The following is an 18,512-nucleotide window of genomic DNA, read 5'->3' as shown; positions in this document are numbered from 1 at the left end:
CTAGCCACAGCAACTGCTGCACCCTGGCAAGCCTGTTTGCCATAGAGACGTCGGCATCTAAGGGGTCGCTTTAGCGACCCGCCTTCTTCGGCACGATCTTGCGCAAGATCTGCCTGGCCCGCCCGGTCAACTGCTTCAACTTCGATTCCTTCTCCGGCGTGCTCAGGCCCTGTTGCCTGAGCCAGTCCTTCCAGCGGATCCGCTCATCACGCACCAGCCAACCCTCCTGCTGGGCAAAACTCTCAGCCAGGTATAACCCGCGGGTGCTCGCCGGGATCAGTTGATCCTTCTTCAGGGTATACAGCTCGGCGCACGGCTGGCCGTCCTTCAGGGGCATCAGGTACAAGTCCGGGCGCTGGCGGTCCAGGCGCGCCACCAGTTGGTCGCCCTCCAGGCGTTCGTCCACATGGAACAGACTCAAGGACTTGGCTTCCTTGGGCACTTCCAGGCGCAGGTCGTAGATCAATTGCAGTGAGGCCGTGGGCAGGTGCACATAGGCCCGGGGGCGTTCGATCAACTGCATGCTGGCGCAGCGCACCGGGCGGGCGGCACCGGACAACGGCGACAGGCGAAACGGCAAGGCCTCGCGGTAATGCAGCGCGCTGGAGTAGGGCGCCGGTAGCCAGGTGTCGTTGAAACGCCCGCCCAGCCAACCTTCCGGGGTTTCCAGCAGGCATTCCTCGGCGATTTCCTGGATGGCGGTGTGCAGCGGCAGGTTCAGTTCGTGGGCCGGCACGTAGCCGGAAATCAGCTTGAGCACCACATCGCCACGGTCTTGGCGACGCTGGCGCACCAGTACCCAGTAATCGCGGTTTTGCCAGTGCAGTGTCAGGCGCACCGACACCCCGAGGTTGGCCAGTTCCAGGGCGAAGCGCTCGGCATCCGCCACCTCCACCGGCTTGCGTCGCTGCAAAGTCTGGGCAAAGTTGAGCGGCATGCCCACGCTCTGGTAGCTCAGGCCTTCGGGGGTGGCTTCGACGTACAGGGACAGAGTTTTAAAGTTACTGGGGTTTTTTCTTATGAGCGTTCGCGGCATGTCGGCTCCTTCTTGCGTCGGGGTCGGCCGCGTCGGCGGCATCAGGATTGGCGAATGATCTTGGCAGCGGTTGCCACATTATGGGCAAGGTGCAGCGGGTTGATGGTCCCGACAATAGCACTGGCCACGCCCGTTTGCGCAAACAACAAGATGAAACTGGCGTGAATTGGATCCACTCCCGGTTCCAGGCACGCATGGCCACTGGCCAGGGCCTTTTTCACCAGGATGCCTTTGCCATGGGCGGCGGCATAATCAATCACGGCTTTTTCGTTTTGCTCGTTCAGATTGTAGGTGACCATGGCGCAATCGCCCTGTTCCAGAGCCTTCACGCCGCCTTCTACGGTTTTTCCGGAGAAGCCGAAACCTCGAATCTTGCCCTCGGCCTTGAGGTCCGCCAGGGTCTGGTAGACCTCGCAATCGTTGAGGATATGCAAGTCGTTGCCGTCGGAATGCACCAGCACCAGGTCGATAAAATCCGTTTCCAGGCGTTTCAGGCTGCGCTCCACGGACAGCCGGGTGTGGGCCGCGCTGAAGTCGTGACGGGACACGCCGTCGGCAAATTCTTCGCCGACCTTGCTGACAATCACCCAGTCCTGGCGCTGGCCACGCAGTAGCGGGCCCAGGCGTTCTTCGCTGTGCCCATAGGCGGGGGCGGTGTCGATCAGGTTGATCCCCAGCTCGCGCGCCTGGCGCAGCAACATCCGCGCCTCCTCATCGTTGGGGATCTGGAAGCCATTGGGGTACTTCACCCCCTGGTCGCGCCCCAGCTTCACGGTGCCCAGGCCCAGTGGCGACACCAGCAGGCCGGTGCTGCCCAGGGGGCGATGAAGGTCATGCAGGGTCGGCAGGCTCATGGCAACAGTTGCTCCCAGGCGGGTTGGGCTACGGCGGGGCGAGGCAGTTCAGGCAGTGGCGTGCTTGGCGTTGGCTGGATGCCGTCGCGTTCCAGAGCGCTGAGTACCCGGTCGGCGAAATCCGGCGCCAGGGCCAGCTTGGTTGGCCAGCCCACCAACAGGCGGCCCTGCTCGGCGAGGAACGCGTTGTCCGGTCGGGTCAGGCCCGTTTGCAGGGGCTCGGCGCGATCCACCCGCAGGGTCGTCCATTGGGTCTGGCTCATGTCGATCCACGGCAGCAGGTGCGCCAGTTCCTTTTGCGCCGTGGCGATCTGCTCGGCGGGCGTGCGGTGCACGCCTTCGGTCTCGGCAATGTCACCGCCCATGTACCACACCCAATTGCCATCGGCGGCCGGGTGCGTGGTGATGGTGATCCGTGGCTTGGTGCCGCCGCCCAGGCAGTGCGCGTACAGGGGTTTGAGGCCGGGGCCCTTGGCGATGATCATATGCAGCGGGCGCTTTTGCATGGCCGGTTGGCTCAGGCCCAGGGCCGTGAGCAGCTCGGCGGTGCCGCCGCCGGCACTCAGTACGATGCGCTGGGCGCGAATCGCCCGGCCATCGACTTTCAGGCCGACCAGGATGCCACCCTCAAGCAGCGGCTCGATCTGTTGCCCGGCGAGCAGGCCATCGCCGGCCAGTTGCGCCAGGCGTTCGATCAGGCTCGGTACGTCCACCACCAGCTCGGCCAGGCGATAAACCTTGCCCTTGAAGCGACGGTCTTGCAGGGCCGGCGGCAAATCGTCGCCCTTGACCTGGTCGACGCGGCCACGCACCGCCTTGCTGGCGAAGAAACTGGTGAGGTTGCCGGCCAGGGTGCCGGGCGACCACAGGTAATGGGCCTGGGACAGCAGGCGCACGCCCGTAAGGTCCAGTTCGCCGGTGCCGGCCAGCGCTTCACGCCAGCGTCGTGGCATATCGGCAATGGCTTCGGAAGCGCCGGTCAGGGCACCGTGCAAGGCGTATTTCGCACCACCGTGAATGATCCCCTGGGACTTTACGCTCTGCCCGCCACCCAGGGTTGCGTTCTCCACCACAATCGTGGAAAACCCCTGGCTGCGCAGGCGCGCATTGAGCCAGAGGCCGGCAACCCCGGCGCCGACAATCAGGACGTCGGTGGAAATAACGGATGGCATGGGGCGACCTCAGTGTTCAGAACAAGAGGCCAAGTATACAGACTCGACGGCGGGATCTTTGCTCAGGATCAACAACGTAGGAGGTCAGTGACCGGCAGTTTTCGAAAACAACTGAATCACCACCACTCCCAGCACAATCAAGCCCATCCCCAGCATCGCTGGCAGATCGAGCTTCTGCCCATAGATAAACAGCGCAGCGATGCTGACCATGACGATCCCCATCCCCGCCCATACCGCGTAGGCCACGCCCACCGGCACAGTGCGCACTACCAGGGTCAGCATCCAGAAGGCCACGCCATAGCCGACGATAACCAGCAGCAGCGGGATCGGCGTGCTCCAGCCCTTGATTGCTTTCATGGAAACGGTGGCGATCACTTCCGAGCAAATGGCAATGGCCAGGTAGTAGTAGGCGACGTTCATGGGGCAATCCTCGGGATGGGCTCAGTACTGTAGGAGCGAGCTTGCTCGCGAAAATCGTTAACGATTACGCGTATAGCCTGGTTGAACGTGGTGTTCTTGGGTTTTTCGCGAGCAAGCTCGCTCCTACAAAGGTGGGCATTTTAGTGCGTTATCAGATGGGGTAAAGTCATTACCTATCCGAATTTAAGATGGGTTTGGCCGATGAGCGTGCAATGGAACCTGGATCAGATGCGCCTGTTTGTCAGCGTCGCCGAACAACGCTCGTTTTCGGCGGTGGCGCGGGACCAGCGCAAGGCGCAGTCGGCGGTGAGTAATGGGATTGCCTTGCTGGAGGCCGACTTGGGCGTGAGCCTGTTTGATCGTAGCAGCGGTCGCCAGCCCCGTTTGACCGAGGCCGGCACGGTCCTGCTGGAGGAAGCCCGGGAAGTGCTGCGCCAGTGCGAGCGTCTCAACGGCCGCGCTCTGTCCTTGATGCGTGGCGAAGAAGCGCGGCTGCGCCTGGCCCAGGACGAGGCCATGTTGTATCAGCCGGTACTCGATAGCCTGGAGGCGCTGGCGGGGAAATTTCCCAGCCTGGAGGTGCAGTTGTCCAGCACGGCCCAGGGCGATGTCGCGCGCAAGCTGGTGGAGCGCAAGGCTGACCTGGGGTTGCTGTTCTACCACGACCAGATCCCCGAAGCCCTTGAGCGGCGGGTGGTCGGCAGTGTGGAGATGGTCACGGTGTGCGGCGTCGGGCATCCGCTGGCCAGGGATGGTTTTGTCGATTGCCAGCGCCTGGCGCAGTTTCGCCAGTTGCTGATGTCGACCCAGACCAGCGTCTACCCCGGCAGTGAGGCTGCCAGCCCGCAGGTGTGGCGCGCCGACAGCTTCTACGTGCTGGCCGAATGGTTGGCCCGTGGTCTGGGCTGGGCCTGGTTGCCCCGGCATGTGGTGCAATATCCGACCTATCACGGGCAGATGGTCGAGCTCGATAGCGAATGGACCCCGCCGGCCCTGGTGGTGGAGCTGGTGTGGCGGCGCGATGAGCCCCTGGGCCCGGCGGCGCGCTTTCTGGCCGAACGTTTTACCGCGTGTTTGCAGGCGATCGGCTGAAAAAGCCGATAAACTCCGCCGCCATGAATAGAACTCTCTACAGCTGTCTGTTTTACCTGGCGCTGCCGTTGGTGGCCTTACGTCTATGGCTGCGGGCCCGCAAGGCGCCGGCCTACGCCAAGCGCGTCAGTGAGCGCTTTTCCTACGGTTTGCCGGTACTCAAACCCGGTGGGATCTGGGTGCACGCGGTGTCGGTGGGCGAGAGCATCGCCGCCGCGCCAATGATCCGTGGTTTGCTGGAGCGTCATCCACAGTTGCCGATCACCGTCACCTGCATGACGCCCACCGGTTCCGAGCGGATCCAGGCATTGTTCGCCCATGAACCGCGCATCCAACATTGCTACCTGCCCTACGATTTGCCATGCGCCGCCAAGCGTTTTCTGGACCGGATCCAACCTAAACTCGCGGTGATCATGGAAACCGAGTTGTGGCCCAACCATATCCATCAGTGCGCCAAGCGCGGAATTCCCGTGGCCCTGGCCAATGCGCGGCTGTCGGCGCGCTCGGCCAAGGGCTACGCACGTTTCGCCAAACTGACTACGCCGATGCTGGCAGAAATGAGCCTGTTCGCCGTACAGACTGCAACCGAGGCCGAGCGTTTTCGCAGCCTGGGTGCGCGCCCGGAAACGGTCGAAGTCACCGGCTCGATCAAGTTTGACCTGACCATCGACCCACAACTGCTGGTACGCGCTGCCGCGCTACGCGAGCAGTGGCAGGCCAGCGAACGCCCGGTGTGGATCGCCGCCAGTACCCATGCGGGCGAAGATGAAGTGGTGCTGGCTGCCCATCGGCAGTTGCTCGCCAGCTACCCCAATGCCCTGTTGATTCTGGTGCCCCGGCATCCGGAGCGTTTCAACGCGGTGCTGGAGCTGTGCCAGCAACAGGGTTTTGCCACGGTACAGCGCTCCAGCGGCGCGTCGGTGAGTGCCGATACGTCGGTATTGCTGGGCGACACCATGGGGGAGTTGCTGTTTCTCTACGCCTTGGCCGACAGCGCCTTTGTCGGCGGCAGCCTGGTGCCCAACGGCGGGCATAACCTTCTGGAACCGGCGGCGCTGGCCAAGCCGGTGATCAGCGGCCCGCACCTGTTCAACTTCCTCGAAATCGCCGCGATGATGCGCGAAGCCGGGGCGTTGCAGGAGGTGGAGGATGCCGAAGGGTTGGCCGAGGTGGTGCGGCAGTTGTTTGAGCTGCCGCAGGATGCACAGAAGATGGCACAGGCGGGGCTTAAGGTGATGCAGGCCAATCAGGGGGCATTGAAGCGCTTGCTCGAGGGTCTCGATCGCCTGATCAACCGCTGACATTGTGGGAGCGGGCTTGCTCGCGAAGACGGTGTGTCAGTCAATACATGTGCTGACTGACACACCGTCTTCGCGAGCAAGCCCGCTCCCACATTTGTTATGCGGTGGGTTTAGTTGCTGGGGCGGGCCTTCAGTTGTTCGGCCGCAGCCTTGGCCAGGTCCGGCGGCAGGAAGTCCTTGTCCGGGTTGTAGTCTGCCTTCAGGTACCGAGCCAGATCCTGCAGATCCCCCGGGTTCAACGTCCCCGCCGCCTGCTTGAGGCGCAGGTTGTCGAGGATGTAGTCATAGCGGCTGTTGTTGTAGTTGCGCACTGAGGTGTACAGCTGGCGCTGGGCGTCGAGCACGTCGACGATATTGCGCGTACCCACCTGGTAACCGATTTCCGTGGCTTCCACTGCGCTCTGGTTGGAGATGATCGACTGGCGGCGCGCCTGTACCTGCTCCACATCGGTATTCACCGCGCGGTGCAGGTTACGGGTGTTTTCCACCACTTGGCGGCGCAGGCCTTCGCGTTGCTGTTCGGTCTGGCCCAGGCGCGAATAGGATTCGCGCACCTGGGAGCTGGTGAGGCCGCCGCTGTACAGCGGGATATTCAGGCGCAGGCCGATGGTGCGTTGTTCGACATCGCCACGATAGGGTTGGCCGAAGGCATTGGGGTTGCTGAAACCGAGGGCGTCGTTATCGCCTTTCTCGTATTGCGCCACCGCGTCCAGGGTCGGCGCGTGACCGGCCTTGCGTTGCTTGAGGGTTTCTTCGGCCGCCGTGACCGCATAGTTGCTGGCCAGAAGATTCAGGTTCTGCCGCCCGGCGGTGTCGACCCAGGCCTTGGCGTCGTTCGGCGCCGGTGGCAACACCGGCAGCGTGTGGACAATGCCCTGGATCGCGTTGTACTGGCGGTTGGTCAGGGTGATCAGCGCTTCAAACGCGTCATCCACCTGGCGCTGGGCAAGGATCCGGTTGGCCCGTGCGGTGTCGTAGCTGGCCTGGGATTGCAGCACGTCGGTCTTGTCCGACAGGCCCACGTCGAAACGCTCGTTGGACTGGTCCAGTTGGCGCTTGAAGGCAGCTTCCTCGGCCTTGGTCGAGGCCAGGTTGTCCTGGGCACGCAGCACGGCGAAGTAGTTTTCTGCACTTCGCAGGATCAGTTCCTGCTCGGTAGCCGAAAGTTGCAGGGCCGCTTGTTCATTGACGGCTTCGGCAGCCTGCAACTGGAACCAGCGGTCGGCGCGAAACAGCGGCTGGCTCAGGGTTGCGCGCCAGGTGTGGGCGTCGCGATTGGCAGTGGCCGAGGGTGTGTCGATCTGGGTGCGCACGTTGTTCACGTCGGCGCCGGCCGAGAGGTTGGGCAGCAAGCCGGCGCGGGCCTGGGGCACCACTTCTTTCTGCGCGCCGTATTGGGCGCGGGCGGCGGCCAGGTCGGCGTTGTTGTCCACCGCTTCCTGGTAGACGCTGACCAGATCGGTTTTGGTCGACAAGGGCGCTTCTGCTGCCCAGACCATTCCATTGGTCGCACAAGACACGGCAAGAGCCAGTGAAAGTTTGCGCAGCATGAGGCGATCCCTAGATAAATATTACGGCGATAATTTAGCGCCCAAGGCTACGACGAGCAATCCATAGCGTCAAGGCGTTGAGGCGGTAGCCGAGTGTAGTGGCCGCACTGCGGCACAACAATCCTGTAATTGCGCCATTCATCACGCTGAATGCACCGCTATTGGCAATTTGCCTGCTCCATGGTCTAGACTGGCCGCGTTCTTGTCGGGGTGCCTTGCTATGAGGCTGAGATCGGTAAATACCGGATCCCGTTGAACCTGATCAGGTTAGCGCCTGCGTAGGGAACAAGATTTCTCGTCACCCGGCGAGTCCTCTTGTGCTTCGTCCGGGATGTTGTTCGACAATCGAACGGCCCTCGTGCGTCAAGCACAGCACTGCTTGCAGTGCGTCCATCCGTCACAGGTTCGCTCCGACAAAAATCCACTGCCTGGATGTGTCTGGAGAGCCCGTGATGAGTACAAAACTAAAAAACACCGTGCATTTGAGTGAGTCGGCCAAAGTTGACTCGGGATCCGTGCAGCCGTTTACCCGCTCGCAAAAAGTCTATGTGCAGGGCACTCGCCCGGATATCCGCGTACCGATGCGCGAAATCAGCCTCGACGTGACGCCCACCGACTTCGGCGGCGAGATCAATGCACCCGTGGTGGTCTACGACACCTCCGGCCCGTACACCGACCCCAACGTGATTATCGACGTGCGCAAAGGCCTGGGCGATGTGCGCTCGCCGTGGATCGAATCCCGTGGCGATACCGAGCGCCTGCCGGGCTTGAGTTCGCACTTCGGCCAACAGCGCCTGAGCGACGCCGAACTGACCGCCCTGCGTTTTGCCCACGTGAAAAACCCGCGCCGCGCCAAGGCCGGGGCCAACGTCACGCAAATGCACTACGCGCGCCAGGGCATCATTACCGCCGAGATGGAATACGTCGCCATCCGCGAAAACATGAAGCTCGAAGAAGCCCGCGCTGCCGGCCTGCTGACCCCGCAACACGCCGGCCACAGCTTCGGCGCCAGCGTGCCGAAAATCATCACACCCGAATTTGTGCGTGAAGAAATCGCCCGTGGTCGCGCCATTATCCCGGCCAACATCAACCACACCGAATTGGAACCGATGATCATCGGCCGTAACTTCCTGGTGAAGATCAACGGCAACATCGGCAACAGCGCCCTGGGCTCGTCCATCGAAGAAGAAGTGGCGAAACTGACCTGGGGCATTCGCTGGGGTTCGGACACGGTGATGGACCTGTCTACCGGCAAGCACATCCACGAAACCCGCGAGTGGATCATCCGCAACTCGCCGGTACCGATCGGCACCGTGCCGATCTACCAGGCCCTGGAAAAAGTCGGCGGCGCCGCCGAAGACCTGACCTGGGAGCTGTTTCGCGACACCCTGATCGAACAGGCCGAGCAGGGTGTCGACTACTTCACCATCCACGCCGGCGTGCTGCTGCGCTATGTACCGCTGACCGCCCAGCGTGTCACCGGTATTGTTTCCCGTGGCGGCTCGATCATGGCCAAGTGGTGCCTGGCGCATCACAAAGAGAATTTCACCTACACGCATTTCGATGAAATCTGCGAAATCATGAAGGCCTACGACGTCAGCTTCTCCCTCGGCGATGGCCTGCGCCCGGGGTCGATTGCCGACGCCAACGACGCCGCGCAGTTCGGCGAGCTGGAAACCCTTGGCGAACTGACCAAGATCGCCTGGAAGCACGACGTACAAACCATGATCGAAGGCCCGGGCCATGTGCCGATGCAGTTGATCAAGGAGAACATGGACAAGCAACTGGAGTGCTGTGAGGAGGCGCCGTTCTACACCCTCGGCCCGCTGACCACTGACATTGCACCGGGCTACGACCACATCACCTCAGGCATCGGCGCGGCGATGATCGGCTGGTTCGGTTGCGCGATGCTCTGCTACGTCACGCCCAAGGAACACCTGGGCCTGCCGAACAAGGATGATGTGAAGACCGGCATCATCACCTACAAGATTGCGGCCCACGCCGCGGATTTGGCCAAGGGCCATCCAGGCGCGCAGATCCGTGACAACGCCTTGAGCAAGGCGCGGTTCGAGTTCCGTTGGGAGGACCAGTTCAACCTCGGCCTGGACCCGGACACCGCACGCTCCTATCACGACGAAACCCTGCCCAAGGATTCGGCCAAGGTCGCGCATTTCTGCTCGATGTGCGGGCCGAAATTCTGCTCGATGAAGATCACCCAGGAAGTGCGTGAGTACGCGGCCAACCAGCGCATCGAGGCTGTGGACGTGGATGTGGCCAAGGGCTTGGCCGAGCAGGCAGAGCGGTTCAAGCAGGAAGGTAGTCAGCTCTACAAAAAGGTCTGATCCAAGATCGCGGGCGCCTGTAAGGGCGTCATCGCGAGCAAGCCCGCTCCCACATTCGATCGAGTTCCACCTCTGGAATACGGTCGAATGTGGGAGCGGGCTTGCTCGCGAAAGCGACCTCTCAAACAACAAATACTCCTCAGAGATTCCACCCTTGAGCATTCAACCGAGTACCTACTCTCCCGACATTGCCGTGCCCCTAGACAAACGTGTCTTCGGCGCCCGCGATCTGTTCTCCCTGTGGTTCTCCCTCGGCATCGGCCTGATGGTCCTGCAAACCGGCGCGCTGCTGGCGCCTGGCTTGGGTCTGTCGGGCTCGTTGCTGGCGATCTTCCTCGGTACCCTGGTGGGTGTGCTGTTGCTGGCCGCCGTCGGGGTGATCGGCAGTGACACCGGCCTATCGTCCATGGCCGCCCTCAAGCTCAGCCTGGGCGCCAAAGGCGCCAGCCTGCCGGCGCTGTTGAACCTGCTGCAACTGATTGGCTGGGGCTCGTTCGAAATCATCGTCATGCGCGACGCCGCCAGCCTGCTGGGCACCCGTGCCTTCAACGAAGGCAGTCTGTGGGCCAGCCCATTGCTCTGGACGCTGTTCTTCGGCGGCCTCGCCACCTTGCTGGCGGTCAGCGGCCCGTTGACCTTCGTACGGCAGATCCTGCGCAAGTGGGGGATCTGGCTGCTGCTGGCGGCCTGTCTGTGGCTGACCTGGAACCTGTTCGCCAAGGCCGATCTGGCCGCGCTGTGGGCCCAGGCGGGCGATGGTTCGCTGCCGTTTGCCGTCGGGTTTGATATCGCCATTGCCATGCCGTTGTCCTGGCTGCCGCTGATTGCCGACTACTCACGCTTCGGCAAGCGCGCCACGCGGGTGTTCGGCGGCACGGCCCTGGGCTTTTTTATCGGTAACTTCTGGCTGATGAGCCTGGGCGTGGCCTACACCCTGGCGTTTGCGCCCAGTGGTGAAGTCAACGCGCTGTTGCTGGCATTGGCCGGAGCTGGCCTGGGGATTCCGCTGCTGTTGATTCTGTTGGATGAGTCGGAAAACGCCTTCGCGGATATCCACTCGGCGGCGGTGTCCAGCGGCATGCTGCTGCGCCTTAAAGTCGAGCACCTGGCGTTGGCTATTGGCGTGGTGTGCACGCTGATCGCCTGCTTCGCGCCCTTGGCCCAGTATCAGAATTTCCTGCTGTTGATCGGCTCGGTATTCGCGCCGCTGTTTGGCGTGGTGCTGGTGGATCACTTCATCCTGCGCCGGCGTGGCCTGGCGCTGCCTGCAAGCTTGCGCTGGCCGGCGCTGCTGGCCTGGCTGGGTGGTATCAGCACCTATCATCTACTGGCCAATCTGTATCCGGATGTCGGTGCGACCCTGCCGGCACTGGCGCTGGCAGGGCTGCTGCAATTTATCCTTGGGCGTGCCTTCAGTGACGCACGGGCACCAGCTCAGGCTTGATGATGCCGTCGAGGCGCGCGTAAGGAATCTGCAACTCGACGTGGCCCATGGCGTAGGGCGCAATGGTGGTCGTAGGGTACTTGAGCACCACCGCGCCATAGGTCAGTGCCACGTTCGGGGTTTTCTGGAAGGGCCAGCTTTTCACGTAGTCCGGCTCCAGGCTCAGGCGGGTGCTGATCAGCCAGCTGTTGTGGGCCACTTGGGCGGCTTTCCAGAACGCGTCTTCCTTGCCGGGGCGCAGCATGTCCGCCAGGGTCAGGTTTTTTTGTTGCTGGCGCGAGTAGTTGATGAAGCCGCGGCCAGGTTCGCCGTGGGCGCCGCCGGTGTCCAGATAGCTGGACAGTTCGATGATCACCAAGCCGTCATGCTGCTCCCGTACCTTGGCTTGCAAATACATGCTGTTGCGTGGGCCGGACTCGCGCAGGAATTTTTCCCGATAGGCATTCAGTGACGCCGGCAGTGGCGTGCCGGGAGAGGTGCGAGTCATTTCCAGCAGGCGTTGCTCGATCAATGCGTCGAGCTTGGGCTCGTTGGCGAAATGCACCGTATCGATGTTCACCAGTGGGCAATCGGCAGTGGTGCAGCCCGGTTGCACCACTTCGGATGCATCGCGGGTGGCTTCCAGCGGCGCGCGGTAGCTGGGTTGGAACAGGCTCTGGCAAGCGCCGAGCGTCAAGGCAATACAGGCCACGGAGGCGACTTTTAACAGCGACATGGGCGTCCTTCATAAAGCGGAGAAGAGCGAAAGATATGGGGCTTCGACTGTCGGCATCCCAGTCAGTTCGCCACTAAGCTGATTACAGTGAGTTTGACCGCCGCCGCCTGTCCCGGCAACAGGAAAGGGGCTGCACCGACGAGGGCGGGCGCTGTAGGATGGCGCGATGCCGAGACACACACCGCAATAAACGAGGGTTGATATGACCGACAGTGCGAAATCGACGCCGAACAGATTTGAAGTGGTTCAGCGCGACAATGCCTACCAGGGCTTCTACAAGCTTGATCGTGTACAGCTGCGCCACGAGCTGTTCGACGGCGGCATGAGCCCGGTGATCAACCGCGAGATTTTTGTCCGCCACGATGCCGTCTGTGTCCTGCCCTACGATGCGCAACGCGATGAAGTGGTGTTGATCGAACAGTTCCGGGTTGGCGCCATGGGTCGTACCGACAATCCATGGTTGGTGGAGATGGTTGCCGGTCTGATCGACAAAGACGAGCAACCGGAGGAGGTTGCGCACCGCGAAGCCGAGGAGGAAGCTGGGCTGACCTTCTCTGCGCTGTGGCCGATCACCAAATATTTCCCGTCGCCGGGGGGCAGCACCGAATTCGTCCACCTGTTTTTGGGACGTTGCGACAGTACCGGGGCTGGCGGCATCCATGGCTTGGTCGAAGAAGCAGAAGATATCCGCGTGACCGTGTGGGCCTTTGAAGATGCCCTGCAAGCGGTACGCGACGGTAAAATTTCCAACGCAGCCAGCATTATCGCCCTGCAATGGCTTGCGCTTAATCGCGCGGAAGTGAGGGGGCTATGGCAGTAAAGGCACGGGAACGCTACCGGGTCGACTTGATCGGCTTGCAAGCCGCTTGCGAGGCTAACTATGCGCGGCTGATGCGCCTGTTGCCGGACATGCGCCATACCCCCCAAGCGCGGCGGATCGCCGTGACACACGGCGACCAGATGCTCGGTGTGCTGACCCTGGAAGTCATCCTCACCTGCCCATACACCAGCACCCTGCGCGTACGCCAGGAGCACAGCCTGCCGTGGCTGCCGGTGCCGCAGCTGGAAGTGCAGGTGTATCACGATGCGCGGATGGCCGAAGTGGTCAGCGCCGAACATGCACGACGCTTTCGCAGCATCTATCCTTACCCCAATGTGTTCATGCACCAGCCCGATGAGAAAGCACAGCTCAATGTGTTCCTCGGTGAATGGTTGAGCCATTGCCTGGCCCTGGGCCATGAGTTTGAAGTCGTCCGATAGCGTTCAACGGCGTGCGTTTGACGGCTTTCCTCTTTGTGTCCTGCCCCAGCATAATTGCACCCATTGTCCATCTATGTGATTGCCCTGGGAGAACGCCTTGCCGAGCGTATCCACCGTGAACCCCGATGCGCCGGCGTTGCTGGTGCAACTGTCTGACAGCCACCTGTTTGCCGAGGCCGACGGCACGCTGCTGGGCATGAACACCCGCGACAGCCTGCAACGGGTGATCGAGCTGGCGCGAGCCCGGCAACCGCAGATTGATTTGCTGTTGGCCACCGGCGACTTGTCCCAGGACGGTACGCTTGAGTCCTACCAGCTGTTTCGCGACCTGAGCCAGCAGATTGGCGCCCCGGCGCGCTGGATTCCCGGCAATCACGATGAGCCGCAGGTCATGGCCCAGGCGACCATGGGCAGTGCGTTGCTGGAGCAGGTGGTGGATGTGGGCAACTGGCGGGTCATTTTGCTGGACTCCGCCGTGCCGGGCTCGGTGCCGGGTTATCTGGCGGATGTGCAGTTGCAACTCCTGGCCCAGGCCTTGAGTGAAGCGCCGGGTCGCCATCATCTGGTGTGCTTCCATCATCACCCCGTGCCCATTGGCTGTGCCTGGATGGAGCCCATCGGTTTGCGTAACCCCGAGGCGCTGTTTGCCGTGCTCGACCGTTTTCCCCAGGTGCGGGCGGTGCTGTGGGGGCATGTGCACCAGGAAATCGACCGGGAACGTAATGGCGTGCGCCTGCTGGCGTCGCCGTCCACCTGCATCCAGTTCGCCCCCGGCAGTGAGGATTTCAAGGTCAGCGAAGAGGCCCCCGGCTATCGTTGGTTGCGTCTGCATCCGGATGGGCTGCTGGAAACAGGGGTAGAACGGGTCGAAGGCTTCACCTTTACCGTGGATTACGGCAGCAACGGCTACTAAACCTGCAAACACACATCACAATGTAGGAGCGGGCTTGCCCGCGATAGGCATAGGTTTCTACACAACTTTGCTGCATCGCATAACCCCAGGCAGATAGGGCTGTTGTGGCGAGCCCGCTCGCCACAGGGGGGGGCGCGTCAGTTTCTGAGAGTTGTGTAGATACTTGTGCCGCGATAGAGGTGTTAGCCAACCAATTCATGGCGAATAGACTGCTATCGCGGGCAAGCCCGCTCCCAAACCCCTGGCAGACCGCGTTCGGCAGTAACCCTGCTCACACCGCGTCATTCCCTGTAAACTGCGCCCCTTTGGCCGATAACGCACGGAGAGCCCGGCATGTCCGCTTCGATCTTGTATATCCACGGTTTCAACAGCGCGCCGGCCTCGACCAAGGGCAGTTACCTGATGGGCGTGATGGACAGTCTCGGGCTGGCCGACCAGCTGCGGGTGCCGGCCCTGCATCACCACCCCCGCCAGGCGATTGCCCAGTTGGAGCAGGCGATCGGCGAGCTGGGGCGGCCGCTGCTGGTCGGCAGCTCACTCGGCGGCTACTATGCAACCCATCTTGCCGAACGCCATGGCCTCAAGGCCCTGCTGGTCAACCCGGCGGTCAGGCCCCATCGCATGTTCGACGGTTACCTGGGCACCCAGAAGAATCTCTACACCGATGAAACCTGGGAACTGACCCACGATCACGTCGCGGCCCTGGCTGAGCTTGAGGTTGCAGCGCCCCAGGATGCCCAGCGCTATCAGGTGTGGTTGCAGACCGGGGACGAAACACTGGATTATCGCCTCGCCGAGCAGTATTACCGGGCCTGTGCCTTGCGTATCCAGGCTGGCGGCGACCACGGTTACCAGGGCTTTGGCCGACAGTTGCCGGCGCTGTTGAGTTTTGCCGGCATTGGCGCAGATCAGTACCAATCCTTCGATTTCACCGCATTGTGAAACCGCAGGTTACTTTTTAATCGAACGACTCACGACGAGACCCCATGGCCACTCCCAGCGCTAGCTCTTATAACGCCGACGCCATCGAAGTCCTCTCGGGCCTCGACCCGGTGCGCAAACGCCCCGGCATGTACACCGACACCAGTCGGCCGAACCACCTTGCCCAGGAAGTCATCGACAACAGCGTCGACGAAGCCTTGGCCGGGCACGCCAAGTCGGTCCAGGTCATTTTGCACGCCGACCATTCCCTGGAAGTGTCCGACGACGGGCGCGGCATGCCGGTGGACATCCACCCCGAAGAAGGGGTGTCGGGTGTCGAGCTGATCCTCACCAAGCTTCACGCCGGCGGCAAGTTTTCCAACAAGAACTACCAATTCTCCGGCGGCTTGCACGGTGTGGGTATTTCCGTGGTCAACGCCCTGTCCACGCAGGTGCGGGTCAAGGTCAAGCGCGACGGCAACGAATACCAGATGACCTTCGCCGATGGCTACAAGGCCACCGAGCTGGAAGTGGTTGGCACTGTCGGCAAGCGCAATACCGGGACCAGCGTGTACTTCGCGCCGGATCCGAAATACTTCGATTCCCCGAAATTCTCCATCAGCCGCCTCAAGCACGTACTCAAGGCCAAGGCCGTGTTGTGCCCGGGCTTGCTGGTCAGTTTTGAAGACAAAGGCACCGGCGAAAAGGTCGAGTGGCACTACGAAGACGGCCTGCGCTCCTACCTGGAAGACTCGGTCAGCGACTTCGAACGCCTGCCCAACGAACCTTTCTGTGGCAGCCTGGCCGGTAACAAGGAGGCCGTGGACTGGGCCTTGCTGTGGTTGCCCGAGGGTGGGGACAGTGTCCAGGAAAGCTACGTCAACCTGATCCCCACCGCCCAGGGCGGCACCCACGTCAACGGTCTGCGCCAGGGCCTGCTGGATGCCATGCGCGAATTCTGTGAGTACCGCAGCCTGTTGCCGCGCGGCGTGAAGCTGGCGCCGGAAGACGTGTGGGAACGCATCGCCTTCGTGCTGTCGATGAAGATGCAGGAGCCGCAATTCTCCGGCCAGACCAAGGAACGCCTGTCGTCCCGCGAGGCGGCGGCGTTTGTCTCGGGTGTGGTCAAGGATGCTTTTAGCCTGTGGCTCAACGAGCATCCGGAACTGGGCCTGGCCCTGGCGGAACTGGCGATCAACAACGCCGGCCGTCGCCTCAAGGCCAGCAAAAAGGTCGAGCGCAAGCGCATTACCCAGGGCCCGGCATTGCCCGGCAAGCTGGCGGACTGTGCCGGGCAGGACCCGATGCGCTCCGAGCTGTTCCTGGTGGAAGGTGATTCTGCCGGCGGTTCGGCCAAGCAGGCACGGGACAAGGAGTTCCAGGCGATCCTGCCGCTGCGCGGCAAGATCCTCAACACCTGGGAAGTCGATGGCAGCGAAGTCCTGGCCAGCCAGGAAGTGCACAACATCGCCGTGGCCATTGGCGTCGATCCAGGCGCCGAGGACATGAGCCAGTTGCGCTACGGCAAGATCTGCATCCTCGCCGACGCCGACTCCGACGGCTTGCACATTGCTACCTTGCTCTGTGCACTGTTCGTCCAGCATTTCCGCCCGCTGGTGGATGCCGGTCACGTCTACGTGGCGATGCCGCCGCTGTACCGTATCGACCTGGGCAAAGAAATCTACTACGCCCTGGACGAAGCCGAGCGCGACGGCATCCTCGATCGCCTGGTGGCCGAGAAGAAACGTGGCAAGCCGCAAGTCACTCGATTCAAGGGCCTGGGTGAAATGAACCCACCGCAACTGCGGGAAACCACCATGGACCCGAACACCCGGCGCCTGGTGCAGTTGACCCTGGAAGACTACGCCGCGACCTCGGAAATGATGGACATGTTGCTGGCCAAGAAGCGCGCCGGCGACCGCAAGGCCTGGCTGGAGTCCAAAGGCAACCTGGCCGAGGTATTGGGCTGATGCGCAGCGGTTTCGCCCTGGCGATACTGTTGTTGAGTGGGTTGGCAGCGACCCAGGTCGTGGCCCAGCCTCCGGCCGAGCTCAAATTGCTGTCCGAGCACCCGGTAGACGGCATGAGTGGCGGTAACCTGTCGGGCCTGGCCTTGTGTGGCAAGGAGTTGTGGACGGTCTCTGATCGCGACGACGACCAGATCTACCGCCTCGATACCCGCGCCGACACCTGGCAGGCCGAGACGGTAAAGATCGATGTGCCGCCGGTGCCTGAGTCGGGCCTGCCTTGGGGCTTGCGCGCACGCACCACGGCGGCGTCGGTGATTCGCGGCGGCGACCTGGATTTTGAAGGCATCAGCTGTGACGCCGCGGGTAATCGCTATATCGTCAGCGAAGCCCACGCGGCGGTGCTGCAGGTGCCGGCAAGCGGCGATCCAGAGTGGCTGAAGATTGCCCCTGGCATGGTTCGCGAGGCTCGGGCCAGTGGCTTGCTGCTGCACTTCAATGCGTTGTTTGAAGGCCTGGCGGTCAACCCCGAGGGCAATCAGATCTGGCTGGCTGCCGAGCGTGAGCGGCGCGGGCTGATTTCGATCAAGCGTGGGCAGAGCGTTTGGGATTGCGACGGCCCCTGCGTACTGTTGAGCGAAGCCGGCCAGGAAATGCAGCCGGCGCAGTTTCCGGGAGCCAAGGCGGTGTCCAAGGACTTTGCCGACCTAGCGCTGTTCAATGGCAAGCTGTTTACCTTGGAGCGCAATGCGTTCCAGATCTGCCGGCGCGATAGCGTAACGGCCAAGGTCGAGCTGTGCTGGTCGTATGCCGATGAGGCGTTGCTGCCAAATCGACGTTACTCCCAGAGTTATGGTCTGGCGGAAGCCTTGCTGATTGACGCCGACGGAGCCTGGATTGGCATCGACAATAATTTCGGCGCCCGGGCCGACGGTGAAAAACGCCCGATGGTCTATCGTTTTGCCGCTCCGGCCGGTGGCTGGAGCGCCCAGCCGTGAGTACGCAGCCGCCTGGCAAGCGCGCCGGACGCATATTGATGTTCGTGGCGTGGGGCGCCGGGCTGTTTCTGGCAACACGGTTTTTTGGGCAATGGGAAGCGCGTCAGGAAAACCCCAACGCCGTAGTTACCTCGCAGCAACACGCGGGTTATATAGAAGTGAAACTGGTCGGCAACGGCCAGGGGCATTTTGTCGCCACTGGCCAGATCAACGGCCAGCCGGTGGATTTCATGCTCGATACCGGTGCCACCGACGTGGCGGTACCGGCCGAGTTGGCCGAACGCCTGGGGCTCAAACGCGGTTTGCCGGTGACCTTGAGCACCGCCAACGGCCGCAGCCAGGGCTATCGCACCCACCTCGACCGCCTGCAACTGGGCGATATCGTCCTGCAGGACGTACGCGCCCTGGTGGCGCCGGGCCTGGGTGGCGAGCAAGTGCTGTTGGGCATGAGCGCATTGAAACAACTTGAATTTACCCAGCGTGGCGGCACCTTGCTGCTGCGCCAGACCAGACAATGATGAGGCCCG

The 18,512-nt window shown here is 62.3% G+C and carries 17 protein-coding genes and 1 riboswitch; of the genes, 11 read left to right on the top strand and 6 right to left on the bottom strand.

The annotated features are described in order from the left end of the window. Nucleotides 1-70: 70 nt before the first annotated feature. From HBO09_RS03380 to HBO09_RS03365, 4 genes are all read right to left on the bottom strand, one after another. Entirely contained in the window at nt 71-1,036 is a 966-nt protein-coding gene (locus tag HBO09_RS03380; protein ID WP_169992178.1) for a metal ABC transporter ATPase, read from the bottom strand. A 41-nt stretch (nt 1,037-1,077) separates the two neighbouring features. Then, nucleotides 1,078-1,890, bottom strand: coding sequence for an aldo/keto reductase (locus HBO09_RS03375; RefSeq protein ID WP_169992180.1), 813 nt, complete (start codon nt 1,888-1,890; stop codon nt 1,078-1,080). Beyond that, on the bottom strand, nt 1,887-3,062 hold the full coding sequence (locus HBO09_RS03370) for an FAD-dependent oxidoreductase (protein WP_169992182.1): 1,176 nt from the start codon (nt 3,060-3,062) through the stop codon (nt 1,887-1,889). The genes HBO09_RS03375 and HBO09_RS03370 overlap by 4 nt, the downstream gene beginning before the upstream one ends. 84 nt (nt 3,063-3,146) lie before the next feature. Then, complete coding sequence (locus HBO09_RS03365; RefSeq protein WP_029299169.1) at nt 3,147-3,482, bottom strand: multidrug efflux SMR transporter; 336 nt, start codon at nt 3,480-3,482, stop codon at nt 3,147-3,149. A 201-nt stretch (nt 3,483-3,683) separates the two neighbouring features. Between HBO09_RS03365 and HBO09_RS03360 the strand changes: the two genes are divergently transcribed. Beyond that, the gene (locus tag HBO09_RS03360; RefSeq protein ID WP_169992184.1) at nt 3,684-4,574 is read left to right on the top strand and encodes a LysR family transcriptional regulator; all 891 of its coding nucleotides are present in this window, start codon (nt 3,684-3,686) and stop codon (nt 4,572-4,574) included. Nucleotides 4,575-4,597: 23 nt separating this feature from the next. Beyond that, a complete protein-coding gene (gene waaA, locus HBO09_RS03355) occupies nt 4,598-5,875 on the top strand; it encodes a lipid IV(A) 3-deoxy-D-manno-octulosonic acid transferase (protein WP_169992186.1) in 1,278 nt (425 codons plus the stop codon). 110 nt (nt 5,876-5,985) lie between these two features. Here waaA and HBO09_RS03350 read toward each other — a convergent pair whose 3' ends face one another. Next, nucleotides 5,986-7,425: a TolC family outer membrane protein gene (locus tag HBO09_RS03350; RefSeq protein WP_169992188.1), complete on the bottom strand. Its 1,440-nt coding sequence runs from the start codon at nt 7,423-7,425 to the stop codon at nt 5,986-5,988. Nucleotides 7,426-7,621: 196 nt separating this feature from the next. Then, a riboswitch (TPP riboswitch) is annotated at nt 7,622-7,727 on the top strand. A 150-nt stretch (nt 7,728-7,877) separates the two neighbouring features. On the opposite strand from HBO09_RS03350, the gene thiC reads away from it, so the two are divergent. Together thiC and cytX are read left to right on the top strand one after the other, a co-directional pair. Next, nucleotides 7,878-9,767: a phosphomethylpyrimidine synthase ThiC gene (gene thiC / locus HBO09_RS03345; RefSeq protein ID WP_169992190.1), complete on the top strand. Its 1,890-nt coding sequence runs from the start codon at nt 7,878-7,880 to the stop codon at nt 9,765-9,767. A gap of 154 nt (nt 9,768-9,921) precedes the next feature. Then, complete coding sequence (gene cytX, locus HBO09_RS03340) at nt 9,922-11,211, top strand: putative hydroxymethylpyrimidine transporter CytX (RefSeq protein WP_169992192.1); 1,290 nt, start codon at nt 9,922-9,924, stop codon at nt 11,209-11,211. Here cytX and HBO09_RS03335 read toward each other — a convergent pair. Next, nucleotides 11,180-11,926, bottom strand: a complete 747-nt coding sequence (locus tag HBO09_RS03335; RefSeq protein ID WP_169992194.1) for an RsiV family protein — start codon at nt 11,924-11,926, stop codon at nt 11,180-11,182. The two genes, cytX and HBO09_RS03335, sit on opposite strands and share 32 nt — an antisense overlap. A gap of 202 nt (nt 11,927-12,128) precedes the next feature. Here HBO09_RS03335 and HBO09_RS03330 point away from each other — a divergent pair, with 202 nt between their 5' ends. From HBO09_RS03330 to HBO09_RS03300, 7 genes are all read left to right on the top strand, one after another. Beyond that, nucleotides 12,129-12,746 (top strand): NUDIX domain-containing protein, encoded by a 618-nt coding sequence (locus HBO09_RS03330; RefSeq protein ID WP_169992196.1) that lies wholly within the window; start codon nt 12,129-12,131, stop codon nt 12,744-12,746. Next, nucleotides 12,737-13,186, top strand: a complete 450-nt coding sequence (locus HBO09_RS03325) for a DUF1249 domain-containing protein (RefSeq protein WP_169992198.1) — start codon at nt 12,737-12,739, stop codon at nt 13,184-13,186. Before HBO09_RS03330 ends, HBO09_RS03325 begins: the two co-directional genes overlap by 10 nt. Nucleotides 13,187-13,283: 97 nt before the next feature. Beyond that, nucleotides 13,284-14,099: a 3',5'-cyclic-AMP phosphodiesterase gene (gene cpdA / locus HBO09_RS03320; protein ID WP_169992200.1), complete on the top strand. Its 816-nt coding sequence runs from the start codon at nt 13,284-13,286 to the stop codon at nt 14,097-14,099. 333 nt (nt 14,100-14,432) lie between these two features. After that, nucleotides 14,433-15,041 (top strand): YqiA/YcfP family alpha/beta fold hydrolase, encoded by a 609-nt coding sequence (locus HBO09_RS03315; protein WP_169992202.1) that lies wholly within the window; start codon nt 14,433-14,435, stop codon nt 15,039-15,041. Nucleotides 15,042-15,085: 44 nt separating this feature from the next. After that, nucleotides 15,086-16,990 carry a DNA topoisomerase IV subunit B gene (gene parE / locus HBO09_RS03310; RefSeq protein ID WP_032862074.1) on the top strand — a complete coding sequence of 635 codons (1,905 nt, stop codon included), beginning with the start codon at nt 15,086-15,088 and terminating at the stop codon, nt 16,988-16,990. After that, a complete protein-coding gene (locus HBO09_RS03305; protein WP_169992204.1) occupies nt 16,990-17,985 on the top strand; it encodes an esterase-like activity of phytase family protein in 996 nt (331 codons plus the stop codon). The genes parE and HBO09_RS03305 overlap by 1 nt, the downstream gene beginning before the upstream one ends. After that, entirely contained in the window at nt 17,982-18,503 is a 522-nt protein-coding gene (locus HBO09_RS03300; RefSeq protein WP_169992206.1) for a TIGR02281 family clan AA aspartic protease, read from the top strand. Before HBO09_RS03305 ends, HBO09_RS03300 begins: the two co-directional genes overlap by 4 nt. Nucleotides 18,504-18,512 lie beyond the last annotated feature (9 nt).

Origin of the sequence: Pseudomonas sp. WS 5027 (assembly GCF_012985695.1) — a bacterium.
In the GTDB taxonomy this organism is placed as follows: Bacteria; Pseudomonadota; Gammaproteobacteria; order Pseudomonadales; family Pseudomonadaceae; genus Aquipseudomonas; species Aquipseudomonas hygromyciniae.
Note: the sequence above shows the minus strand (reverse complement) of the source record. Positions and strands in the feature narration are given on the sequence as shown.